At 45.4% G+C, this 16,679-nt stretch carries 14 protein-coding genes, 1 tRNA gene and 1 riboswitch; of the genes, 2 read left to right on the top strand and 13 right to left on the bottom strand.

The features are described from left to right. Positions 1–102 precede the first annotated feature (102 nt). The 8 genes from ACQEXP_RS03660 to moaA all read right to left on the bottom strand — a co-directional run bounded on the left by ACQEXP_RS03660 (position 103) and on the right by moaA (position 7,514). Positions 103–2,403, bottom strand: coding sequence for a zinc/cadmium/mercury/lead-transporting ATPase (locus ACQEXP_RS03660; protein ID WP_426968286.1), 2,301 nt, complete (start codon positions 2,401–2,403; stop codon positions 103–105). 57 nt (positions 2,404–2,460) lie between these two features. Beyond that, entirely contained in the window at positions 2,461–3,927 is a 1,467-nt protein-coding gene (locus ACQEXP_RS03655; protein WP_426968284.1) for an MATE family efflux transporter, read from the bottom strand. Positions 3,928–4,003: 76 nt separating this feature from the next. After that, complete coding sequence (locus tag ACQEXP_RS03650; RefSeq protein WP_138973601.1) at positions 4,004–4,420, bottom strand: CBS domain-containing protein; 417 nt, start codon at positions 4,418–4,420, stop codon at positions 4,004–4,006. Positions 4,421–4,737: 317 nt separating this feature from the next. Further along, complete coding sequence (gene moaE, locus ACQEXP_RS03645; protein ID WP_426968282.1) at positions 4,738–5,196, bottom strand: molybdopterin synthase catalytic subunit MoaE; 459 nt, start codon at positions 5,194–5,196, stop codon at positions 4,738–4,740. A gap of 2 nt (positions 5,197–5,198) precedes the next feature. Next, a complete protein-coding gene (gene moaD, locus ACQEXP_RS03640; RefSeq protein WP_426968280.1) occupies positions 5,199–5,444 on the bottom strand; it encodes a molybdopterin synthase sulfur carrier subunit in 246 nt (81 codons plus the stop codon). Beyond that, the gene (gene moaC / locus ACQEXP_RS03635) at positions 5,441–5,920 is read right to left on the bottom strand and encodes a cyclic pyranopterin monophosphate synthase MoaC (RefSeq protein ID WP_269376130.1); all 480 of its coding nucleotides are present in this window, start codon (positions 5,918–5,920) and stop codon (positions 5,441–5,443) included. Before moaC ends, moaD begins: the two co-directional genes overlap by 4 nt. 15 nt (positions 5,921–5,935) lie before the next feature. Further along, positions 5,936–6,448, bottom strand: a complete 513-nt coding sequence (gene moaB, locus ACQEXP_RS03630) for a molybdenum cofactor biosynthesis protein B (RefSeq protein WP_138973605.1) — start codon at positions 6,446–6,448, stop codon at positions 5,936–5,938. 76 nt (positions 6,449–6,524) lie between these two features. Further along, positions 6,525–7,514 (bottom strand): GTP 3',8-cyclase MoaA, encoded by a 990-nt coding sequence (moaA, locus tag ACQEXP_RS03625; RefSeq protein WP_269376132.1) that lies wholly within the window; start codon positions 7,512–7,514, stop codon positions 6,525–6,527. Continuing rightward, a riboswitch (molybdenum cofactor riboswitch) is annotated at positions 7,503–7,639 on the bottom strand. It overlaps the preceding gene by 12 nt. Before the next feature lie 168 nt (positions 7,640–7,807). On the opposite strand from moaA, the gene ACQEXP_RS03620 reads away from it, so the two are divergent. Continuing rightward, positions 7,808–8,695, top strand: coding sequence for a YvcK family protein (locus tag ACQEXP_RS03620; protein WP_269376133.1), 888 nt, complete (start codon positions 7,808–7,810; stop codon positions 8,693–8,695). Here ACQEXP_RS03620 and luxU read toward each other — a convergent pair. The 3 genes from luxU to uvrB form a co-directional block, all read right to left on the bottom strand. Then, positions 8,681–9,022 (bottom strand): quorum-sensing phosphorelay protein LuxU, encoded by a 342-nt coding sequence (luxU, locus tag ACQEXP_RS03615; RefSeq protein ID WP_269376134.1) that lies wholly within the window; start codon positions 9,020–9,022, stop codon positions 8,681–8,683. The two genes, ACQEXP_RS03620 and luxU, sit on opposite strands and share 15 nt — an antisense overlap. Continuing rightward, positions 9,022–10,416: a quorum-sensing sigma-54 dependent transcriptional regulator LuxO gene (gene luxO, locus ACQEXP_RS03610; protein WP_269376135.1), complete on the bottom strand. Its 1,395-nt coding sequence runs from the start codon at positions 10,414–10,416 to the stop codon at positions 9,022–9,024. The genes luxU and luxO overlap by 1 nt, the downstream gene beginning before the upstream one ends. A 265-nt stretch (positions 10,417–10,681) precedes the next feature. Further along, positions 10,682–12,712, bottom strand: a complete 2,031-nt coding sequence (gene uvrB / locus ACQEXP_RS03605) for an excinuclease ABC subunit UvrB (RefSeq protein ID WP_426968277.1) — start codon at positions 12,710–12,712, stop codon at positions 10,682–10,684. Positions 12,713–13,249: 537 nt separating this feature from the next. On the opposite strand from uvrB, the gene ACQEXP_RS03600 reads away from it, so the two are divergent. Beyond that, a tRNA-Asn gene (locus tag ACQEXP_RS03600) sits at positions 13,250–13,325 on the top strand. A gap of 473 nt (positions 13,326–13,798) precedes the next feature. Here the strand turns inward: ACQEXP_RS03600 and ACQEXP_RS03595 are convergent. Further along, positions 13,799–14,245 carry an immunity protein YezG family protein gene (locus ACQEXP_RS03595; protein ID WP_426968275.1) on the bottom strand — a complete coding sequence of 149 codons (447 nt, stop codon included), beginning with the start codon at positions 14,243–14,245 and terminating at the stop codon, positions 13,799–13,801. A 1-nt stretch (position 14,246) separates the two neighbouring features. After that, entirely contained in the window at positions 14,247–16,613 is a 2,367-nt protein-coding gene (locus ACQEXP_RS03590; RefSeq protein ID WP_426968273.1) for a DNA/RNA non-specific endonuclease, read from the bottom strand. Positions 16,614–16,679 lie beyond the last annotated feature (66 nt).

Below are 16,679 nucleotides of genomic sequence, written 5' to 3'. Positions count from 1 at the left end.
CAAAATCGGTTTCGATCACAATTTTTAGCAAATCCAATTTGTCAGTTGCATAAAAAATAGCCCTTACATCATAAATGTAAGGGCTATTTATTGTTCTATCCACTAATCGAGTTGGGACTTAAACTTCAACAATCGCAACGCATTGAGTGTCACTATCGCCGTCGCGCCACTATCAGCCAGTACCGCCACCCACAAACCCGTCAAACCGAGTAAGCTGGTGACAAGGAAGACACCTTTTAGACCGAGCGCCAAAGCAATATTCTGACGAATTATGCCTAACGTCGCTCTCGATAACTCAATCATTCCAGCCAGCTCAGTCAAGCGATTATGAGTCAAAGCTGCATCGGCCGTTTCAAGCGCCACATCAGTACCACCACCCATGGCAATACCAATACTTGACGCTTTCATCGCAGGAGCATCATTAATACCGTCTCCGACCATGGCGACATTATCGACCGCTGACAGCTGTTCAACGTAACTCACCTTATCTTGTGGCAGCAGACCAGCCTTGTAGTCAATACCGATCATTGAGCTAATTGCCAGTGCACTGCGAGGGTTGTCACCCGTCAACATTATCGAGTGAACACCCAATTTTTGTAACGCTTTAACCGCTTGTGCTGAATCATCTCGCAAGGTATCTTGCCACGCAATCAACCCCATTACTTTTGCTTGATTTTCAATCGCGACCACAACGGTTTTACCTTGCTGCTCTAACTCTTCAATCTGCGTCTGCCAATTTTCACTAAGTGGAAGAGTCACTTTACTTGGTGCTGTCACCTGATATTCAACATTATCAACGACACCTCGAACACCACTGCCAACCAAAGCTTGCTTATCTTGGGCTTCGGGAATGTCAACGCCCATGAGTTTGGCTTTGTTCACCAGAGACACCGCCAATGGATGACTTGAGCCGACTTCAATGGCAGCAATTTTCTCCACTAAGGTCATTTCGGTCCATTCACCAAAGGCAATAAGATCGGTCACGTCTGGTTTACCTTTGGTTAAGGTACCCGTTTTATCGAAGGCGACTGTGTCGATTTTTCCAAGCTGCTCTAAAGCCGCCCCACCTTTGATCAACGCCCCACGCCTTGCTGCCGACGCAAGCCCAGACGTAATTGCTGCTGGAGTCGATATAACCAATGCACAAGGGCAAGCAATAAGCAGTAATGCCAAACCTCGATAGACCCAAGTTTCCCAAGGTTGAGCAAACAGAAGCGGAGGTGTGATGATGACAAGTAGTGACACCAACATCATCAAAGGGGTATACCAACGGCTGAATTTATCCAAGAAACGTTCTAATGGTGCTTTACGCGATTCAGCCTCTTCGATGAGATGGAGAATACGATCAATGGCGTTTTCACCCTGTTTGGAGGTAATGGTCAGTCGAACAACTTTATCCACGACAACCGCGCCTGCCATTACAGATTCTTCTTGGTATCGTTCAACAGGCACAGATTCCCCTGTTAAAGCACTTTCATCGAAGCTAGCGACCTCCGCCAGCAACTTGCCATCGGCAGGAAGACGAGAACCGGGTGACACTTCAATCACATCGCCAGGGTGCAACTGACTTGCCGATACCTCAACACGTTTACCATCGATAATTTGGATTGCATTTTCAGGAACTAGCTCCATCAATGCCTGCACACCACTGCGTGCCCTTGAAGCAGCAAACGCTTCTAACCGCTCACCAATGAGAAACAAGAGTAATACCATCGCCGCTTCGATGGTTTCCCCCAAATAGAGCGCACCAAGTGCCGCAACGCTCATCAGGGTTTCAATAGCAAAAGGGGTACCCGAACGAGCAAGGGCGATCGCCTTTTTACTGATTGGATAAAGACCAGCAAGACAGGTGAAGATAAACATCCACTCACTGATTAGCGGAAATGAGGGTTTGATTAGCGCGGCGACCGCCATAGCAGAGGCAATCGCAATAATTTGACTGTTCTGAATAAATACCGATTTCCAACCCTGTGAACGTTTTTTGTCTTCACGCGTGCTAGAGCTAGAAAATGTAAATCCGGTATCAATGACAGCTTGCTCAACTAACTGAAGGACGCTAGCGCTATCGGTTTTAACGATGAGCTTCTCGGTCGCAAATAGTACCTTGGCTTCAGCAACACCGCTGACTCGGTTTACTGCGGTCTCAATTTTTCTTGCGCAAGATGGACAATCCATTCCATCAATTATCCAGCTTTGAGTAAAACGTGTAGAAAGACTGGGCTCACCCTCATCTTCACTAGGGTCTGACCCGCTGCTACAACTGTTCGAGCTGCAACAGCCTGCTTCTGCAGTTTCGACACTGGCCATTTTAATTGCTGAAATATTTGGGCTAGCGCAAGAACCAGATTGGCTTGGAACTGGTGCCATTTTGGTTGACTGGCATGCTTTGTGTTTTGTGCACATATGTTTATCTCCGTTCACTGTACACTCGAAGTGTAAACCTTAGAGCTAGCTCCAAGGTCAACCTTTTTCTCGATTTTGTTCTGTAACATCTGTGGTTGCGGCAACATCATCAATGAGCACGGCATCATGACTACAGAAAGGCTGACTGTTCACACTCGTAATTGCGGGATCAGAGGTCGAATGTTCAAGATGCACCGAGCGCATCAAATCATTAATATGCTTACGAAGCACCACGATGGCGATCAAACCAAAAACAACCGTGCCAAGCGCTTGACCATAAAGTACGCCCAGCGCACCGAACCACATTGCCCCTAAGTGGACAAAGGGCAGCGTCCCCAACGTTGCTTTACCAAGATTGAGCGCGGTCGAGTAGAGAGGTTTGCCAAGATTGTTAAACGACGTGTTGGCAACAAACTGAGCGCCGTTAAAAATGAAACTAATAGCCACATAGGTACAAAAGGCAGCAACGACCAACTCTGCATCTCCTGTAAGATTGAATAACTGTATGATGAGTCCTTGGCCAAAATAGAGAATGATGCACACCGTTAAGGTATATAGCGTTGTAACGATCAAAGAGTTATTAAGCGCCTCTTTGACACGATCCATTCTCTCAGCACCGTAGTTCTGACCGATAATCGGCCCGACGGCACCAGACAGAGCGAAAATCACGGCAAAACAGACAGGTGTAAGACGACCGATCACAGCAAACCCTGCCACATAATGTTCACCAAACTGCGCTATCGCAGAGGTGACAATCGCATTGCCAATTGGGGTCGCAATGTTGGTAATAATCGCAGGAACTGCAATCGCGAGGATAAGCTTGAGGTTGTTGAGCCAAACAGAGTAATTGAATCGCGCGACTAATTTATGAACTCGAATCAGTGGATATATAGAGAAAAACAACACAGTAAATCGAGCGAAAACGGATGCCAGCGCCGCCCCTTCTACATTCCAGTCGAAACCAAAAATGAAAATGGGATCTAAGATGGCGTTAACTAACCCACCGGACAGGGTCGCCCACATAGAACGCTTAGCATCCCCTGCCGCTCTTAGACCTGCTCCAGCCGCCATTGCGACTGCAATCACCGGTCCACTAGGAAGAATGATCCGCAAATAGGCTTCGGCACGCTCAGCGGCGACCCCTTGCGCGCCTATCGCTTGGAGCAACTCCGGAATAAACGTGAACATCAGCGCAGCGACAAGAACACTGATTGTCACCGCTGTCAGCATAATACTGGTACTCAGTTCGCGTGCGTGTTGTCGCTTACCCGCCCCGATCGCTTTGGAAACCAATGCCCCCATTGCGATTGAGGTACCAATAGAGATGGATGTTGAAAAAAAGACTAACGTTCCAGCAAAGCCCACCGCCGCTGCGAGCTCAACCTGCCCTAACATGCTGATGAACAACATATCAACCAGATCAACCACAAAGAGTGCCATCAAGCCAACCGAGCCAGCCCCCGACATCACTAGTATGTGACGCATGGTTGACCCCTGAACAAACTTAGCACTCTGATCGGACATACGCTTCCCTTTGAGATTGACGGGAAAACAACAAGAGGTGCACGTGGCACCTCTTATTATTTTCATGTTCTAACTGTTATACAGGATGTTTAAAGCAATCCTCAATATTTTTGCCTATCGCTCTGAGCACATCTCGTCGCGTAATGATGCCAACCAGTTTACCTGCATCTATAACAGGATAGACTTTCGGACGCCCTACCTTCATCATCTCTGCCAACTCAATAATCGATGTATCAGACGTAACGGATAACACTTCGCGATGCATACAATCTGCAACAATGTGACTGTCCTGACAGTAGTAACTCACATTAATGAGTTTATCGAGTAGATCTTGCCCAGAAAGAAAACCGATGACCTCTTTCTGTTCGTTAATAACTGGACCACCTAGATAGCGTGAATTCATTACCTTGTCGAGAGCTGCTGTTAATGACATCTCTGGGGTAAAGGTTACCGCTTGCAGGGTCATGTAGTCTTTTACTTTTAATGATTCCATCTGTGTCTCCTTGCGTGCAAGCTTTGCTGTATATTGTAATTGTTGTCTAATTTCTTGATTTTACTAAATGGAAATCAACAATTTTTGCAATAGGCTCAGTCTATTAAACCCCACGCCACCACTTACAATGCTTCTGAGCGTCCGTGTTGGCTCGCCATCCGCCTATCAAAAACCTTGCAAATAGCATGCAATGACTAGAAAACACTTAATCCAACAACCGCAGTTTCAGATCTTGCCAGTGAGACTCTTTCGCCCTTGTAATAAACAATAAAAAAGCTTCCCTAAGGAAGCTTTTATTCTCGCAATTCGCTCTGTCACTATTTCTGCTGCCAGCGTTCAGCAGCTTTGGCGTCTGAGTCTCTTGACTCAACCCAACGCGTCGTATCTGTGGTGCGTTCTTTTTTCCAAAAGGGGGCTTTGGTTTTAAGATAATCCATCACAAACTCACACGCATCGAAAGCCGCTCCACGGTGTGCGCTCGACACACCAACAAACACGATTTGATCACCGATATCCAAATCTCCAACACGGTGAATAACTCGGATATTTAAAAGTGGCCAACGTCGCTCTGCTTCATCACAGATTTCACCTAATGCCTTTTCAGTCATACCAGGATAATGCTCGAGCGATAAACCAGTAACATTATCGCCAAGGTTCATATCGCGAACCTTGCCAACAAACGTCACCACAGCACCAGCTGAAGTACCACCTGATAACGCCTGATATTCATCACTGAGAGAAAAATCTTCAAACTGAACCGATACACGACTGTCCATGTTTATCCCCCAGTAACTGGCGGGAAGAACGCCACTTCATCACCAGATTTAATCGGATGATCCAGCGGTACAATCGATTGATTTACCGCGGCGAGCAGTTTACCCGGCTCCAGAGCTAAGTCCCACTTACCTTCTTGCTGAACGAGATGTGCACGAATGGCTTCAACAGTAGCAAAGTCACCCTCTAACTCGAGTTCATCCTTGCCAACTAGTTCACGCGTCTGTGCAAAAAAAAGAACTTTAATCATTCTTCCACCTTAAAGTGACCCGATTTACCACCTGTTTTTTCCAGTAAGCGAACTTGTCCAATGACCATGTCTTTCTGTACCGCTTTACACATGTCGTAAATAGTCAGTGCCGCGACGGATGCAGCAGTCAACGCTTCCATCTCGACGCCAGTTTTGCCTGACAGCTTACATACAGATTCAATTCGTACCATATTTTCTGCTTCAATCGCTTCTAGCTGTACTTCAACCTTAGAAAGCAATAGAGGGTGGCACAGTGGAATAAGATCCCACGTTTTCTTCGCTGCTTGAATCCCCGCGATTCGCGCCGTCGCAAAGACATCACCTTTATGATGTTGACCAGAGACAATCAGCTCTAGAGTTTCAGCGGCCATGTGTACAAAAGCTTCTGCACGAGCTTCACGCACCGTTTCTGCCTTAGCCGATACATCAACCATGTTTGCTTCACCGGAAGCGTTAATATGAGTCAACTCGCTCATTGTTCGCTCCCAAAACTATACCGATAGGTGAGGCATAAAGTTACAAGGACGGTGACTCGCATCTAGCTGCTGCTTAATGATCTTAGTCCAACCCGTGCGGCAAGCGCCTGTTGAACCAGGCATCGCAAAAATAACCGTGTGGTTCGCAAAACCTGCGATCGCGCGTGATTGAATGGTTGACGTGCCAATCTCTTCGTATGAAACCATGCGGAACAATTCACCAAAACCTTCCACTTCTTTGTCGAATAATGGCTTCAGTGCTTCTGGCGTACTATCACGAGAAGTAAAGCCTGTACCACCAGTAATCATGATCGCTTGAACATTTTCATCAGCAATCCACTGTGAAACGATAGCGCGGATTTTGTACATATCATCGATAACAATCTGCTTATCGACCACGTTATGACCTGCTTCTTTAGCGTTTTCAACTAAGAAGCCGCCTGACGTATCGTTTTCTTCAGTACGAGTATCCGAAACGGTTAAAACTGCGATGTTTGCTGGTTGGAATTTGCTTTCTGCGTGACCCATTTGTTCACCTATATTTTTCAAAGTAATGTTCGCACCCTGCTATCACTGAAGTGCGTTATATGTTTGTTGAAGTGTATTAGCCGCCAATTGAAGCCAAGTGCGGGGTCATACCTGAATTTCCATCGTGAAGGAAGTGGCTGACCGACTTGGTTTGCAGCTGTGCTTGAATTCGTTCAATTAGCTCGGTTTCTTGCGCATCTTGCTGGAGCAAGTCGCGTAACTCGATGCCATGATCACCAAACAGACACAAGTGAAGCTTACCCGTTGCCGATACTCGCAAACGGTTACAGCTTTCACAGAAGTCTTTTTCATACGGCATAATCAAGCCGATTTCGCCTTGGTAATCAGGGTGGACAAAGACTTGCGCCGGACCGTCGTTCTTATTACGGACTTTAAGTAACCAACCATTAGCAATCAGTTGATTACGAATCGCAACGCCTGAAACATGGTGGCGCTTAAATAATTCATCCATTTCACCGGTTTTCATCAATTCGATAAAACGTAATTGAATCGGTCTGTCTTTAATCCAGTTTAGAAAGGCAGGTAACTCGTGAGCATTGAGATCTTTCATCAACACAACATTTACTTTGACCTGCTCATAGCCCACTTCAAACGCACGATCAATTCCCGCCATAACCTGAGTGAACTTGTTCTCACCTGTAATCTGATGAAACATGCGAGGGTCTAAGCTATCAACACTAACATTGACATGAGTAAGACCAGCTTGCTTCCACTCAGCGACCTGCTTCTCCATACGATAGCCATTGGTCGTAGTTGCAACTTTCTGAATACCGTCAGTAGAGGCGATGGTATGAATTATGTCGGTGAAATCTTTGCGTAAGCTCGGCTCACCACCAGTGATACGAACTTTTGACGTGCCACAATCAGCAAACGCGCGTACGACACGCTTAATCTCTGGTAAGGCTAGAAAAGACGAGTTTTTTTGCCCGGAAGGTTGATAACCATCAGGCAGGCAGTATGTGCATTTAAAGTTACAGACATCTGTAACAGAAAGACGCAAGTAGTAAAACTTGCGATGAAATCTATCTTCGAATTGTTGCGCCACGGAACACCTTTCCAAACACGGGAGGCATAATCATTTCCAACTATGCCCTTGTGACAACGCGTCACTGGCTCAAAACGCTTATTCAGTATGAACTTAGCTTTGTGAGCTCGGAGTTATGGCAACTACCCCTATATTGGGTAGTAGCTTTACATTAAAATACTTAATAATTGTACGTGATTCTACCCTCTAAACGAAAAAATCATGCTTAGAGCCCAAATTACCTATTATTGAGTATTTGATGTTAATGCAATAATCTAAATTGTAGTTGGTTATGAATAAAATAGAAGCTCAGCATGACAGTTTACGCTAGCAAGAAAGTCGTCGCAGTCGGTGGAGGCCATGGCCTTGGTCGCATGCTTGCGGCGCTAAAGGATTTTGGCAGCAACGCCACAGGTATCGTCGCAACCACAGATAATGGTGGTTCGACAGGACGGATCCGCCATTGTCAGGGGGGGATTGCTTGGGGAGATACACGTAACTGTATCAACCAGTTGATTACCGACCCTTCCATCAGTTCAATGATGTTCGAATATCGATTTAAAGGCGCGGGCGAACTCGATGGCCATAATCTCGGCAACCTGATGCTGACGGCACTCGACAACCTTTCCGTTCGTCCATTAGACGCCACAAATCTTATTCGCAATATGCTGAAAGTCGATGTGAACATCATTCCTATGTCGGAACATCCTTCAGATCTAAAGGCATTAGCACCAAATGGTCGTTGGGTGACCGGAGAAACCAGTGTTGACGAGATGCCAGATAAACTTCTCAGGCTAGATTTGGAACCCGAAGTACCCGCCACAAAAGAAGGTGTTATCGCACTCGAACAGGCCGATGCTATTATTCTCGGCCCAGGTAGCTTTTTGACCAGTATCATGCCGCCATTGCTGCTGCCAGAGATTGGTCGTGCTATTGCCAATAACCGTAAGGCAAAATTGGTCTTCGTCGAAAACCTCTCTGCCGAACACGGCCCCGCAGGAAAAATGACACTTAAAGAGAAGCTCGAATGGTGTGAACGCTCATGCCAAGGTCGACGCATTGACGTCGTGCTGGGTGAAGAGCCTCATCCTGAACTGGAAGAGTGGAACTGCGTCACGACGCCGCTAGCATCACCAAACCGTGATTGGCGCCATGACCGAAGCAAACTCCAGCAAGCAATAGAATACTTACTGTGTGAGTAATTGTTGATATCTCTGCTCAGTTTGATTGAGCAGAGATAGCATTTTGTCTTTGCAATCAGCAAGTTCAAGCGTCGCGCCCGACTTTCCTCGCGCATCGAGTTCAATCGAGTAAGCACACAACGCTTCTGCCCCAAAGCTTGCGGCACTGCTCTTTAAAGCGTGGCTGATTTCCTTGAGATACGCCTGCTGCCCTTCTCCTTCTTGTTGAGATAAGGTCTCAATATACATAGCGAGCTCATTCAAAAATATCTCTAGCAACACAGGCACGTTCTCAGGGCCAATCTCACTCGCCAGCCTGTCAATCTTACTTTGGTTCAAAATATCCACTATTGCACTTCCTTCGCGTTCCAAGCCTGTAGCTTACGGTAGATAGTCGACGGACTGACATCTAAATAACCAGCGGCTTTGGGAATATTGCCATCACACGCTTTAATGGCTTGCTCTATCGCATTTTTCTCGGTCAACCATAGAGGGAAGATATCTTGTACCGAGACCGCTTCACTTTGCGCTAATGGGACTCTAATCTCATTGGTAGCAGGCTTATTCAACGGTGGTGGCAACATCTCTAACAATATTTCCCTGCCGTTGTTGAGCACTACAACGTTGCGCAATACGTTCTGCAACTGACGCACGTTTCCAGGCCATTCGTAGCGAGCAAAACGTTCAACAACATCCGGCGCTAAGCGCACAAAATCTTTCCCCTCTTCCTTAGACATAAAGCCCAAGAGAGAGTACGCAATCTCAATTATATCATCGCCACGTTCTCTCAAAGGAGGTAGATGGAGTGGGATAACGTAGAGACGGTAGTACAAGTCTTCGCGAAAACGTCCTTCCTCCACCTCTTTCCAAGGGTCGCGGTTCGTTGCGCATACAAAACGTACATCGACACTTTTCATCTTAGAGGATCCGACCTTTTGGAAGGTACCTGTCTGGATGAATCTCAGCAGTTTCGTTTGCAACTCTAGATCCATCTCACACAACTCATCGAGGAATAGCGTGCCACCATCCGCCAACTCAGCCGCACCTTGTCGGTCAGTCGCGGCCCCCGTAAATGCGCCTTTAACATGACCAAACAATTCACTTTCAATCAGATCTTTCGGGATTGCAGCACAGTTAATCGCTATAAAAGGTTTATCCCCACGTTTGCTTGTCGCGTGAATCGCTTCTGCACACACTTCTTTACCGGTACCACTTTCGCCAGTAATAAAGATGCTTGCCTTACTCGCCGCTGCGGAATCTATGGTTCGATAGACCGCCTGCATGGTTTGGCTACTGCCGATAAAGCCTTGATAACCTTGGCTTGAAAGACTGTCGCCTTCGTTCTTTAACTTATTCGCTTTGCGTAAAGCGTTGTTCACGGTGACACGCAGACGGTCCGCTTCACAGGGCTTAATCAAAAAATCCTGAGCACCATGGCGCATTGCTTCAACCGCAGTATCAATTGAACCGTGTGCAGTCATAAAGATAACTGGAACATCTGGATTCTTCTCTTTGACCGCATGAAGTACATCCATGCCTGTCATATCAGGCAAGCGTAAATCTAGAAGGATCAAATCAGGGGTTCGAAAGTTGAGACTTTCGATCGCATCACGACCAGTGCCGACGATGTTGATGTCGATCTGAAGCGGAGTGAGATAAGAACGGTAGAGTGCGGCGACGGAAGCCGTATCCTCTACCATGAGCAGATATTTAGATTTTTGTGTTTGAGTACTATGTTGCATAACCTAGCCAATGGTTTCTTTGCATCTTGTATAATCATTGCATTGCGCTTTGCAATTTGCAATTCAAATACCCAAAAATGACCTATTTGAGTGAAATATGGCTCATTTTGGCCGCAGAATTTTTGGCACACTATATGCTATCAATTTCAATGACCCTAACGGGTCACCTAGCCAACTGACGTTGTTAGTGAATTTTATATTCACAAATTACAGCCAATAGATTCAAGATTTCTATTGGCTATTTTTTTAGTCCTGCACCAACAAATTAGCTGTTAGTAATAAACTTTTGTCTTAACCGATCTATCTGATCACGCTTCTCCGCCGCCAGTTCAAACTCCAGATCTTGAGCATGTTGATACATCTGCGCTTCAAGCTTCGCGATCTCTTTATCAAGCTGCTGAGGTGTCATTACATCGTAGCTTTGTGAGGACTCAGCCACTTTAGAGAGCGGCACGGTTTTGCTCACTCGCTGCTTCTTGCTCTTAGCAATATCACCCAGTTCCATAATATCTTTGACATTACGCTTAAGCGCTTGAGGCTCAATACCCATTTTCTGGTTGTACTCTTGCTGCTTCTCTCGACGACGGTTGGTCTCATCCATCGCCTTTTCCATCGATTTAGTGATCCGGTCAGCATACAAAATCGCTTTGCCCGCAACATTTCGCGCTGCACGCCCTATGGTCTGAATCAGAGAGCGCTCGGAGCGTAAGAAGCCTTCTTTATCTGCATCTAAAATCGCCACTAAAGAGACTTCCGGCATATCAAGACCTTCTCGTAATAAGTTGATACCGACAAGCACATCAAACTCACCAAGACGCAAATCACGAATGATTTCTACCCGTTCTACCGTATCAATATCTGAGTGAAGGTAGCGCACCTTTACATCATGCTCAGAGAGGTACTCTGTGAGATCCTCAGCCATACGCTTAGTTAACGTCGTCACAAGAACTCGTTCATCCTTGGCGGAACGAATACGAATTTCTGAGAGAAGATCATCAACCTGAGTCGCAACCGGACGAACCTCCAACTCTGGATCAAGCAAACCCGTTGGACGCACTACCTGATCGGCAACTTCGCCATCCGACTTCTCCAGCTCATAGTTACCTGGAGTCGCAGAGACAAAGATAGTTTGGGGAGCCAAAGATTCAAACTCTTCGAACTTCAGTGGACGGTTGTCCAGCGCGGAAGGTAAACGAAAACCAAATTCCACCAGCGTTTCTTTTCTAGAGCGATCACCTTTAAACATTGCGCCTATTTGCGGCACAGTCACATGGGACTCATCAATGATGAGCAGACCATCGTGAGGTAGGTAGTCAAAGAGCGTCGGAGGCGGCTCGCCTTCTTTGCGACCACTAAGATAACGGGAATAGTTTTCGATACCTGAGCAAAACCCAAGTTCGTTCATCATCTCAATGTCAAACTGGGTACGCTGGGAAATACGCTGCTCTTCTAGCAACTTATTGTTTTCCAGCAAATATTTTTTGCGTCCTTCCAGCTCGACCTTAATCTCTTCGATGGCATCAAGAATTCGATCTCTAGGCGTAACATAGTGAGTTTTGGGATAGATGGTGTATCGCGCTAAGTCGCGTTGCTTAACCGCCCCAGTCAGAGGGTCAAAGACACTGATACAGTCAATCTCGTCATCAAACATCTCGATACGCACTGCGTCCTGATCCGATTCTGCCGGAAAAATATCAATCACTTCCCCACGGACTCGAAACTGGCCTCGCTCAAATGCGACATCATTACGGCTGTACTGAAGCTCCGCTAAACGACGAAGGATATCCCTCTGGTCCATCATGTCTCCACGACGAATGTGAAGCATCATCTTCAGATAAGACTCCGGATCACCCAGACCATAGATCGCAGAGACTGATGCAACAATAATGGCATCTTTACGCTCTAACAGCGCTTTTGTTGCTGAGAGACGCATCTGCTCAATATGAGCATTGACGGAAGCATCTTTTTCAATAAACGTATCTGTGGTTGGAACGTAGGCCTCTGGCTGGTAATAATCGTAGTAAGAGACAAAGAACTCAACGGCATTGTTAGGGAAAAAGGATTTCATTTCGCCATACAACTGCGCGGCCAACGTTTTATTCGGGGCAAGTAAAATAGCGGGACGTTGCGCCGTCGCAATAACATTAGCTAACGTAAATGTCTTACCCGACCCTGTCACACCCAGCAAAGTTTGGTGAGCTAAACCCGCATCTAGCCCATCTAGCAACTGGCTGATAGCCGTCGGCTGATCACCAGAAGGCTGATAATCAGACACTAAATCAAATACTTTACTCATGACGCATCTCTGTCCTTGGCTGAGGGAAGGCTTCTATTGTGTCTGTATATATATACAGACTCAAGAGCCGATTATAAAATTAATCGCTGTTTTGCTTAAAGTCGTACCTTATGGCTAGATCATTCACTTCAATCCTGATATTATTCTTCGCCCTGCTAGAGATCTCCCTCTAAAAACCCCGAATAAATACTCACAGCTTATTCACATTTTTTGCCATTTTTGCATTCAATCCACAATCGCGGCCAATATTTTCACGTCGGTAATCTAAGTGAATAAATTCTAAAAATCCTTATTTAGCAAGCCATTAGATCCCGTGTTCTTTGAGTATCAATTCCATCAAGTTTGCATAAATCTGACTTACTCAAATTTAACACACACACTTATCCACAATTTTGGTGGATAAGTAAATATAGCCCTTGGTGGATAAGGGCTACAGAAAAGTAAAGACTTTTTTCTACATTTTAATTCACTTATTTTGCCGTTTGATAGTTGACACCTGAATAGGTGCTCGCTAACATTCGCAGCGCAAAATGCAATTCCCCCTTAGTTCAGTTGGTAGAACGGCGGACTGTTAATCCGTATGTCGCAGGTTCGAGTCCCGCAGGGGGAGCCAAATTCCAGAAGAAAGACGTCCTAGGACGTCTTTTTTTGTATCTAAACCTAGCTATTTCAAGGAATTTCATTCTCATAACGTCTTTCCCTGACTCGTTGTAGCTTAGAAGTTTAGGGTAGATAGTTCAGCCGAACTGAAAACGGAATATCACGAGCCTGATCCTGTAGTGGGATCAGGTTTCTTCTTTCAGGGCTTGAACCTAAACCACAATCCCTTCACAAATAATCCTCATATTCACCCTGTAACCCTCATACCTTAACCGTTAAACCAACTCCCACCCAGAGCCAGAACGACCAGATTACAGCCCTAATACCCCAGGGTTTAACAATATATTCCCGTGGCTGATACCGCTGGAATTTGCTGTTTCTGGTGGCGAGAGAGGGTTTTGTGGGTGGATTGAGTGATTCTGGGAAGGGGACGCCACTCGGATGAGTGGCGTGAGCACAAAACTTACAAAGTCACATATTTCCTAATTAAGACCGAGCTTGGCATTCTTTCCATACATCTTCAGGAACTGAATATGTTTCAGCTTCTTCTTTAGTTAATGAGCTAACACCTCTCATGTACAGACCACTCCAGCTATCTTCTTCTTCAATATACGCAAACTTAATATGAAACTGTCCCTCATCAGTTAGCGTTACTTTGCAATGCGTCCAGCGTTCTTGGTCAAAAATACTATGCTGCTGTAGTTCTTTTAACTGAGCTGAAATTAACTGAAGAACACTAGTTGGATGTTGTTCAAAATCATACCTCGATATATTTCCATCATGATCCAACCAGTTATACTTATAATCTCTAGATGCACGATATACTTGACAATAAAAGTACGCCTCCAGAGCATCTTCAGGAAAGATAGACCAAATCAGACGTCCTATTTCCTGATATATTTCTTGCGGATTTTTTATTTTGTGGTTATCCACTTTACATCCTCACATTCTCTATCGACTTAGATATCGGATCCCTATTACCAATCTGGTATGTTACAACAATTTCATCTGGTCGCTTACTACTTCCTGTATATACTGGTTTAATGTCCACCTTAACAACACTCCCCCTATCTAGTTCATTTCTCCATATTCTCTCTAGGCTACCCCACTCACCACCAGAACCATTCACCTTTTTGTTCATAGGTACATAATTAATCTGCTCACCTAGTCCATCGAACATCGACGCAATGAGATGCCCTCCGTGATCATCCTCTAAACCATCTTTTATGCCGCCTGTCTTACCAGCTTGCCCTTGCTGATAAGTGTTTCTATCTCTTCGTACTAGTTCTGTTAAATCCGTTGAAACCGAATCTACTCGCCCCAACTCATCTGTTTTATACAAGCTATCACTTGTTTTATAGTTCGTATTTGGCTCTGGGTTGTTTAGGAACTTATTCCACCCACCTTTTTGCCCCGGAGTAGTTTCAATAACAGTCCGCCCTGTACCTTGTTCGATAGAAACCCTCGCTATGTTCTCGGCACCATATTTATCTTCAAGAGCGTTCTTTGCTTCGTCTGATATGTAGAAGCCTTGATTTCCATTAGGCTTGAGCGTTGTTGAATCACTGATTATTTCAGTAGTATCACTGGCTTTAGGCTTTAACTTGACTGTAATATTCGCGCCATTACTGCCAAGTGTACCCGGTTCTACTTTGACTTCAATTCTACTGACAACCTGTTTGACTTCAACGAGTTTACCTTTGACCTTGCTGTAGAACTTACCGCCATACTCGACAACCTTATCGCCTACCGGACCCAGTGTTTTTTCTATTTTTCTAACTACTACCTCTTCTACGACTGTGGTTACAATAGAGCCATTTTTTATTCCTTCTGCCACGGCAAACGCTGTCGCAACTTGGGGCACTTCTTTCAAGTCATTTGCAGTATCCGCTGCAACGCCATCGGTTATTAAGTTCTCATATACTCGCTCTAGTGTATTTTCTTCGTCATACTCCTTTGCTTTCGTCAAGCTTGAAATAATTCTATCTTTAGCGTCATCTGTTAATGGAGGGTACGTATTGTCTAAAGCATCAGGAATATCTTCGATATCCATGTTGTAAAGGCCAAGCGCAATTTTCTTTTCTCTTTCTAACTTATCTTTCAGGTTTGGATTGCCTTCGACCAAAGACTGATAGTCCTGCTTCACATGAGCAGTTAACGGATTTGCTACACCATCACCATTATTAGCTTTTTCAACATCATCAATCAGCTCATTGGTATTCTTAACTAGTCGGTTTTTATCATCATGGCTGAGATTAACCGTTGGTGCCTTAGGCTTATTCAGCTGTACATTGGTATAACTCCCCGCTGAAAACTCCATACCGTCTGCGGAGTATTCGCCAAAAGTATCTGCGTACTCTTCAGCCAGAGCCCCTTCACGATACCTTGTTTGTCCTTGATCAATCCGTACGTGAGCCGCTTCATGTCCCATGGTTTCAGCCACATCTGTCGCTCCACCATTATTGTTATAGTCAATCGAGACCCTAGAGTTTGTAGCCTTACCATCCGCTGAATTGGAATATGTCATTCCCCGGAACTTCTCAGTCGCAACCGCTTTAGCGCTCTCGATAGTGACACCGTAAACACTTGCATAAGCCTTCGCATACTGATCTAACGCTTGGTCATATTCTTCAACACTGTAGTTCTGTTTGTTCTCTAAGACATCGATGGACTTGCCACCATCAGACAGTGCGAGATTCTTCTGTACATCGAAATCTTTTTGCACGTCACCAATGTGATCTAGGGTATCTGATATAACGATTGATTCCTTAGTTGCTACATCAGCAATGGCTTGACCTAATCTTTCCGTTCTCTCGATATCCTCTGCAATAGCCTTCCTGCCATCTTCGGTCAGCAGACGGTGATCAATAGTGACATCAAAATCCCCTTGCTTACGGTCAACAGTGAACAGGTCCTTTTCTGTATGTTCGGTGTCGCGATTTAGGGAAGAGGTGTCGTCGGAGTTTTCTGAGTCCACAATCGTCAAGTTACCTTGACCTATTGTTGCTAGTGTCTTGGACTTGCTGTAACCAGATGTATTTTTGTACTGTATCGATGTTGAGTTATTGGTTGAATCTATCTCTCCGCCATTGATACCCACGCTTGTACTGACCCCCATACTACGATTTTGGTTGTAGCTGGTGTTAGATAGGTCAGCGTAGGTCAAAGAATCTGTGGTGAGGTTGAGTTTACCGCTATCTTGTCCATTCTCGTCTGTGGTCGCAATGAGCGCGCCTTTCACGTCGGTATTGCTAGCCACATTAATATCGGCTGTACCACCCGAAGTTAGGCTAGTAACCACAGTTTGCTTAGTTCTTGTTCGCCTATTTAATAAGGACAGGCACCATTAAAAAGTATGAATAGGCAA

Source organism: Vibrio sp. TRT 1302, from assembly GCF_050113875.1.
Lineage (GTDB): Bacteria > Pseudomonadota > Gammaproteobacteria > Enterobacterales > Vibrionaceae > Vibrio.
The sequence above is the reverse complement of the archived record's forward strand: the minus strand, read 5'-3'. Positions and strand labels throughout refer to the sequence as shown.

Excerpts from the sequence above, each read along its gene's own strand:
- ACQEXP_RS03660 (WP_426968286.1), bottom strand. The coding sequence starts at position 2,403 with ATGTGCACAAAACACAAAGCATGCCAGTCAACCAAAATGGCACCAGTT.
- ACQEXP_RS03655 (WP_426968284.1), bottom strand. The coding sequence starts at position 3,927 with ATGTCCGATCAGAGTGCTAAGTTTGTTCAGGGGTCAACCATGCGTCAC.
- ACQEXP_RS03650 (WP_138973601.1), bottom strand. The coding sequence starts at position 4,420 with ATGGAATCATTAAAAGTAAAAGACTACATGACCCTGCAAGCGGTAACC.
- moaE (WP_426968282.1), bottom strand. The coding sequence starts at position 5,196 with ATGGACAGTCGTGTATCGGTTCAGTTTGAAGATTTTTCTCTCAGTGAT.
- moaD (WP_426968280.1), bottom strand. The coding sequence starts at position 5,444 with ATGATTAAAGTTCTTTTTTTTGCACAGACGCGTGAACTAGTTGGCAAG.
- moaC (WP_269376130.1), bottom strand. The coding sequence starts at position 5,920 with ATGAGCGAGTTGACTCATATTAACGCTTCCGGTGAAGCAAACATGGTT.
- moaB (WP_138973605.1), bottom strand. The coding sequence starts at position 6,448 with ATGGGTCACGCAGAAAGCAAATTCCAACCAGCAAACATCGCAGTTTTA.
- ACQEXP_RS03620 (WP_269376133.1), top strand. The coding sequence starts at position 7,808 with ATGACAGTTTACGCTAGCAAGAAAGTCGTCGCAGTCGGTGGAGGCCAT.
- luxO (WP_269376135.1), bottom strand. The coding sequence starts at position 10,416 with ATGCAACATAGTACTCAAACACAAAAATCTAAATATCTGCTCATGGTA.
- uvrB (WP_426968277.1), bottom strand. The coding sequence starts at position 12,712 with ATGAGTAAAGTATTTGATTTAGTGTCTGATTATCAGCCTTCTGGTGAT.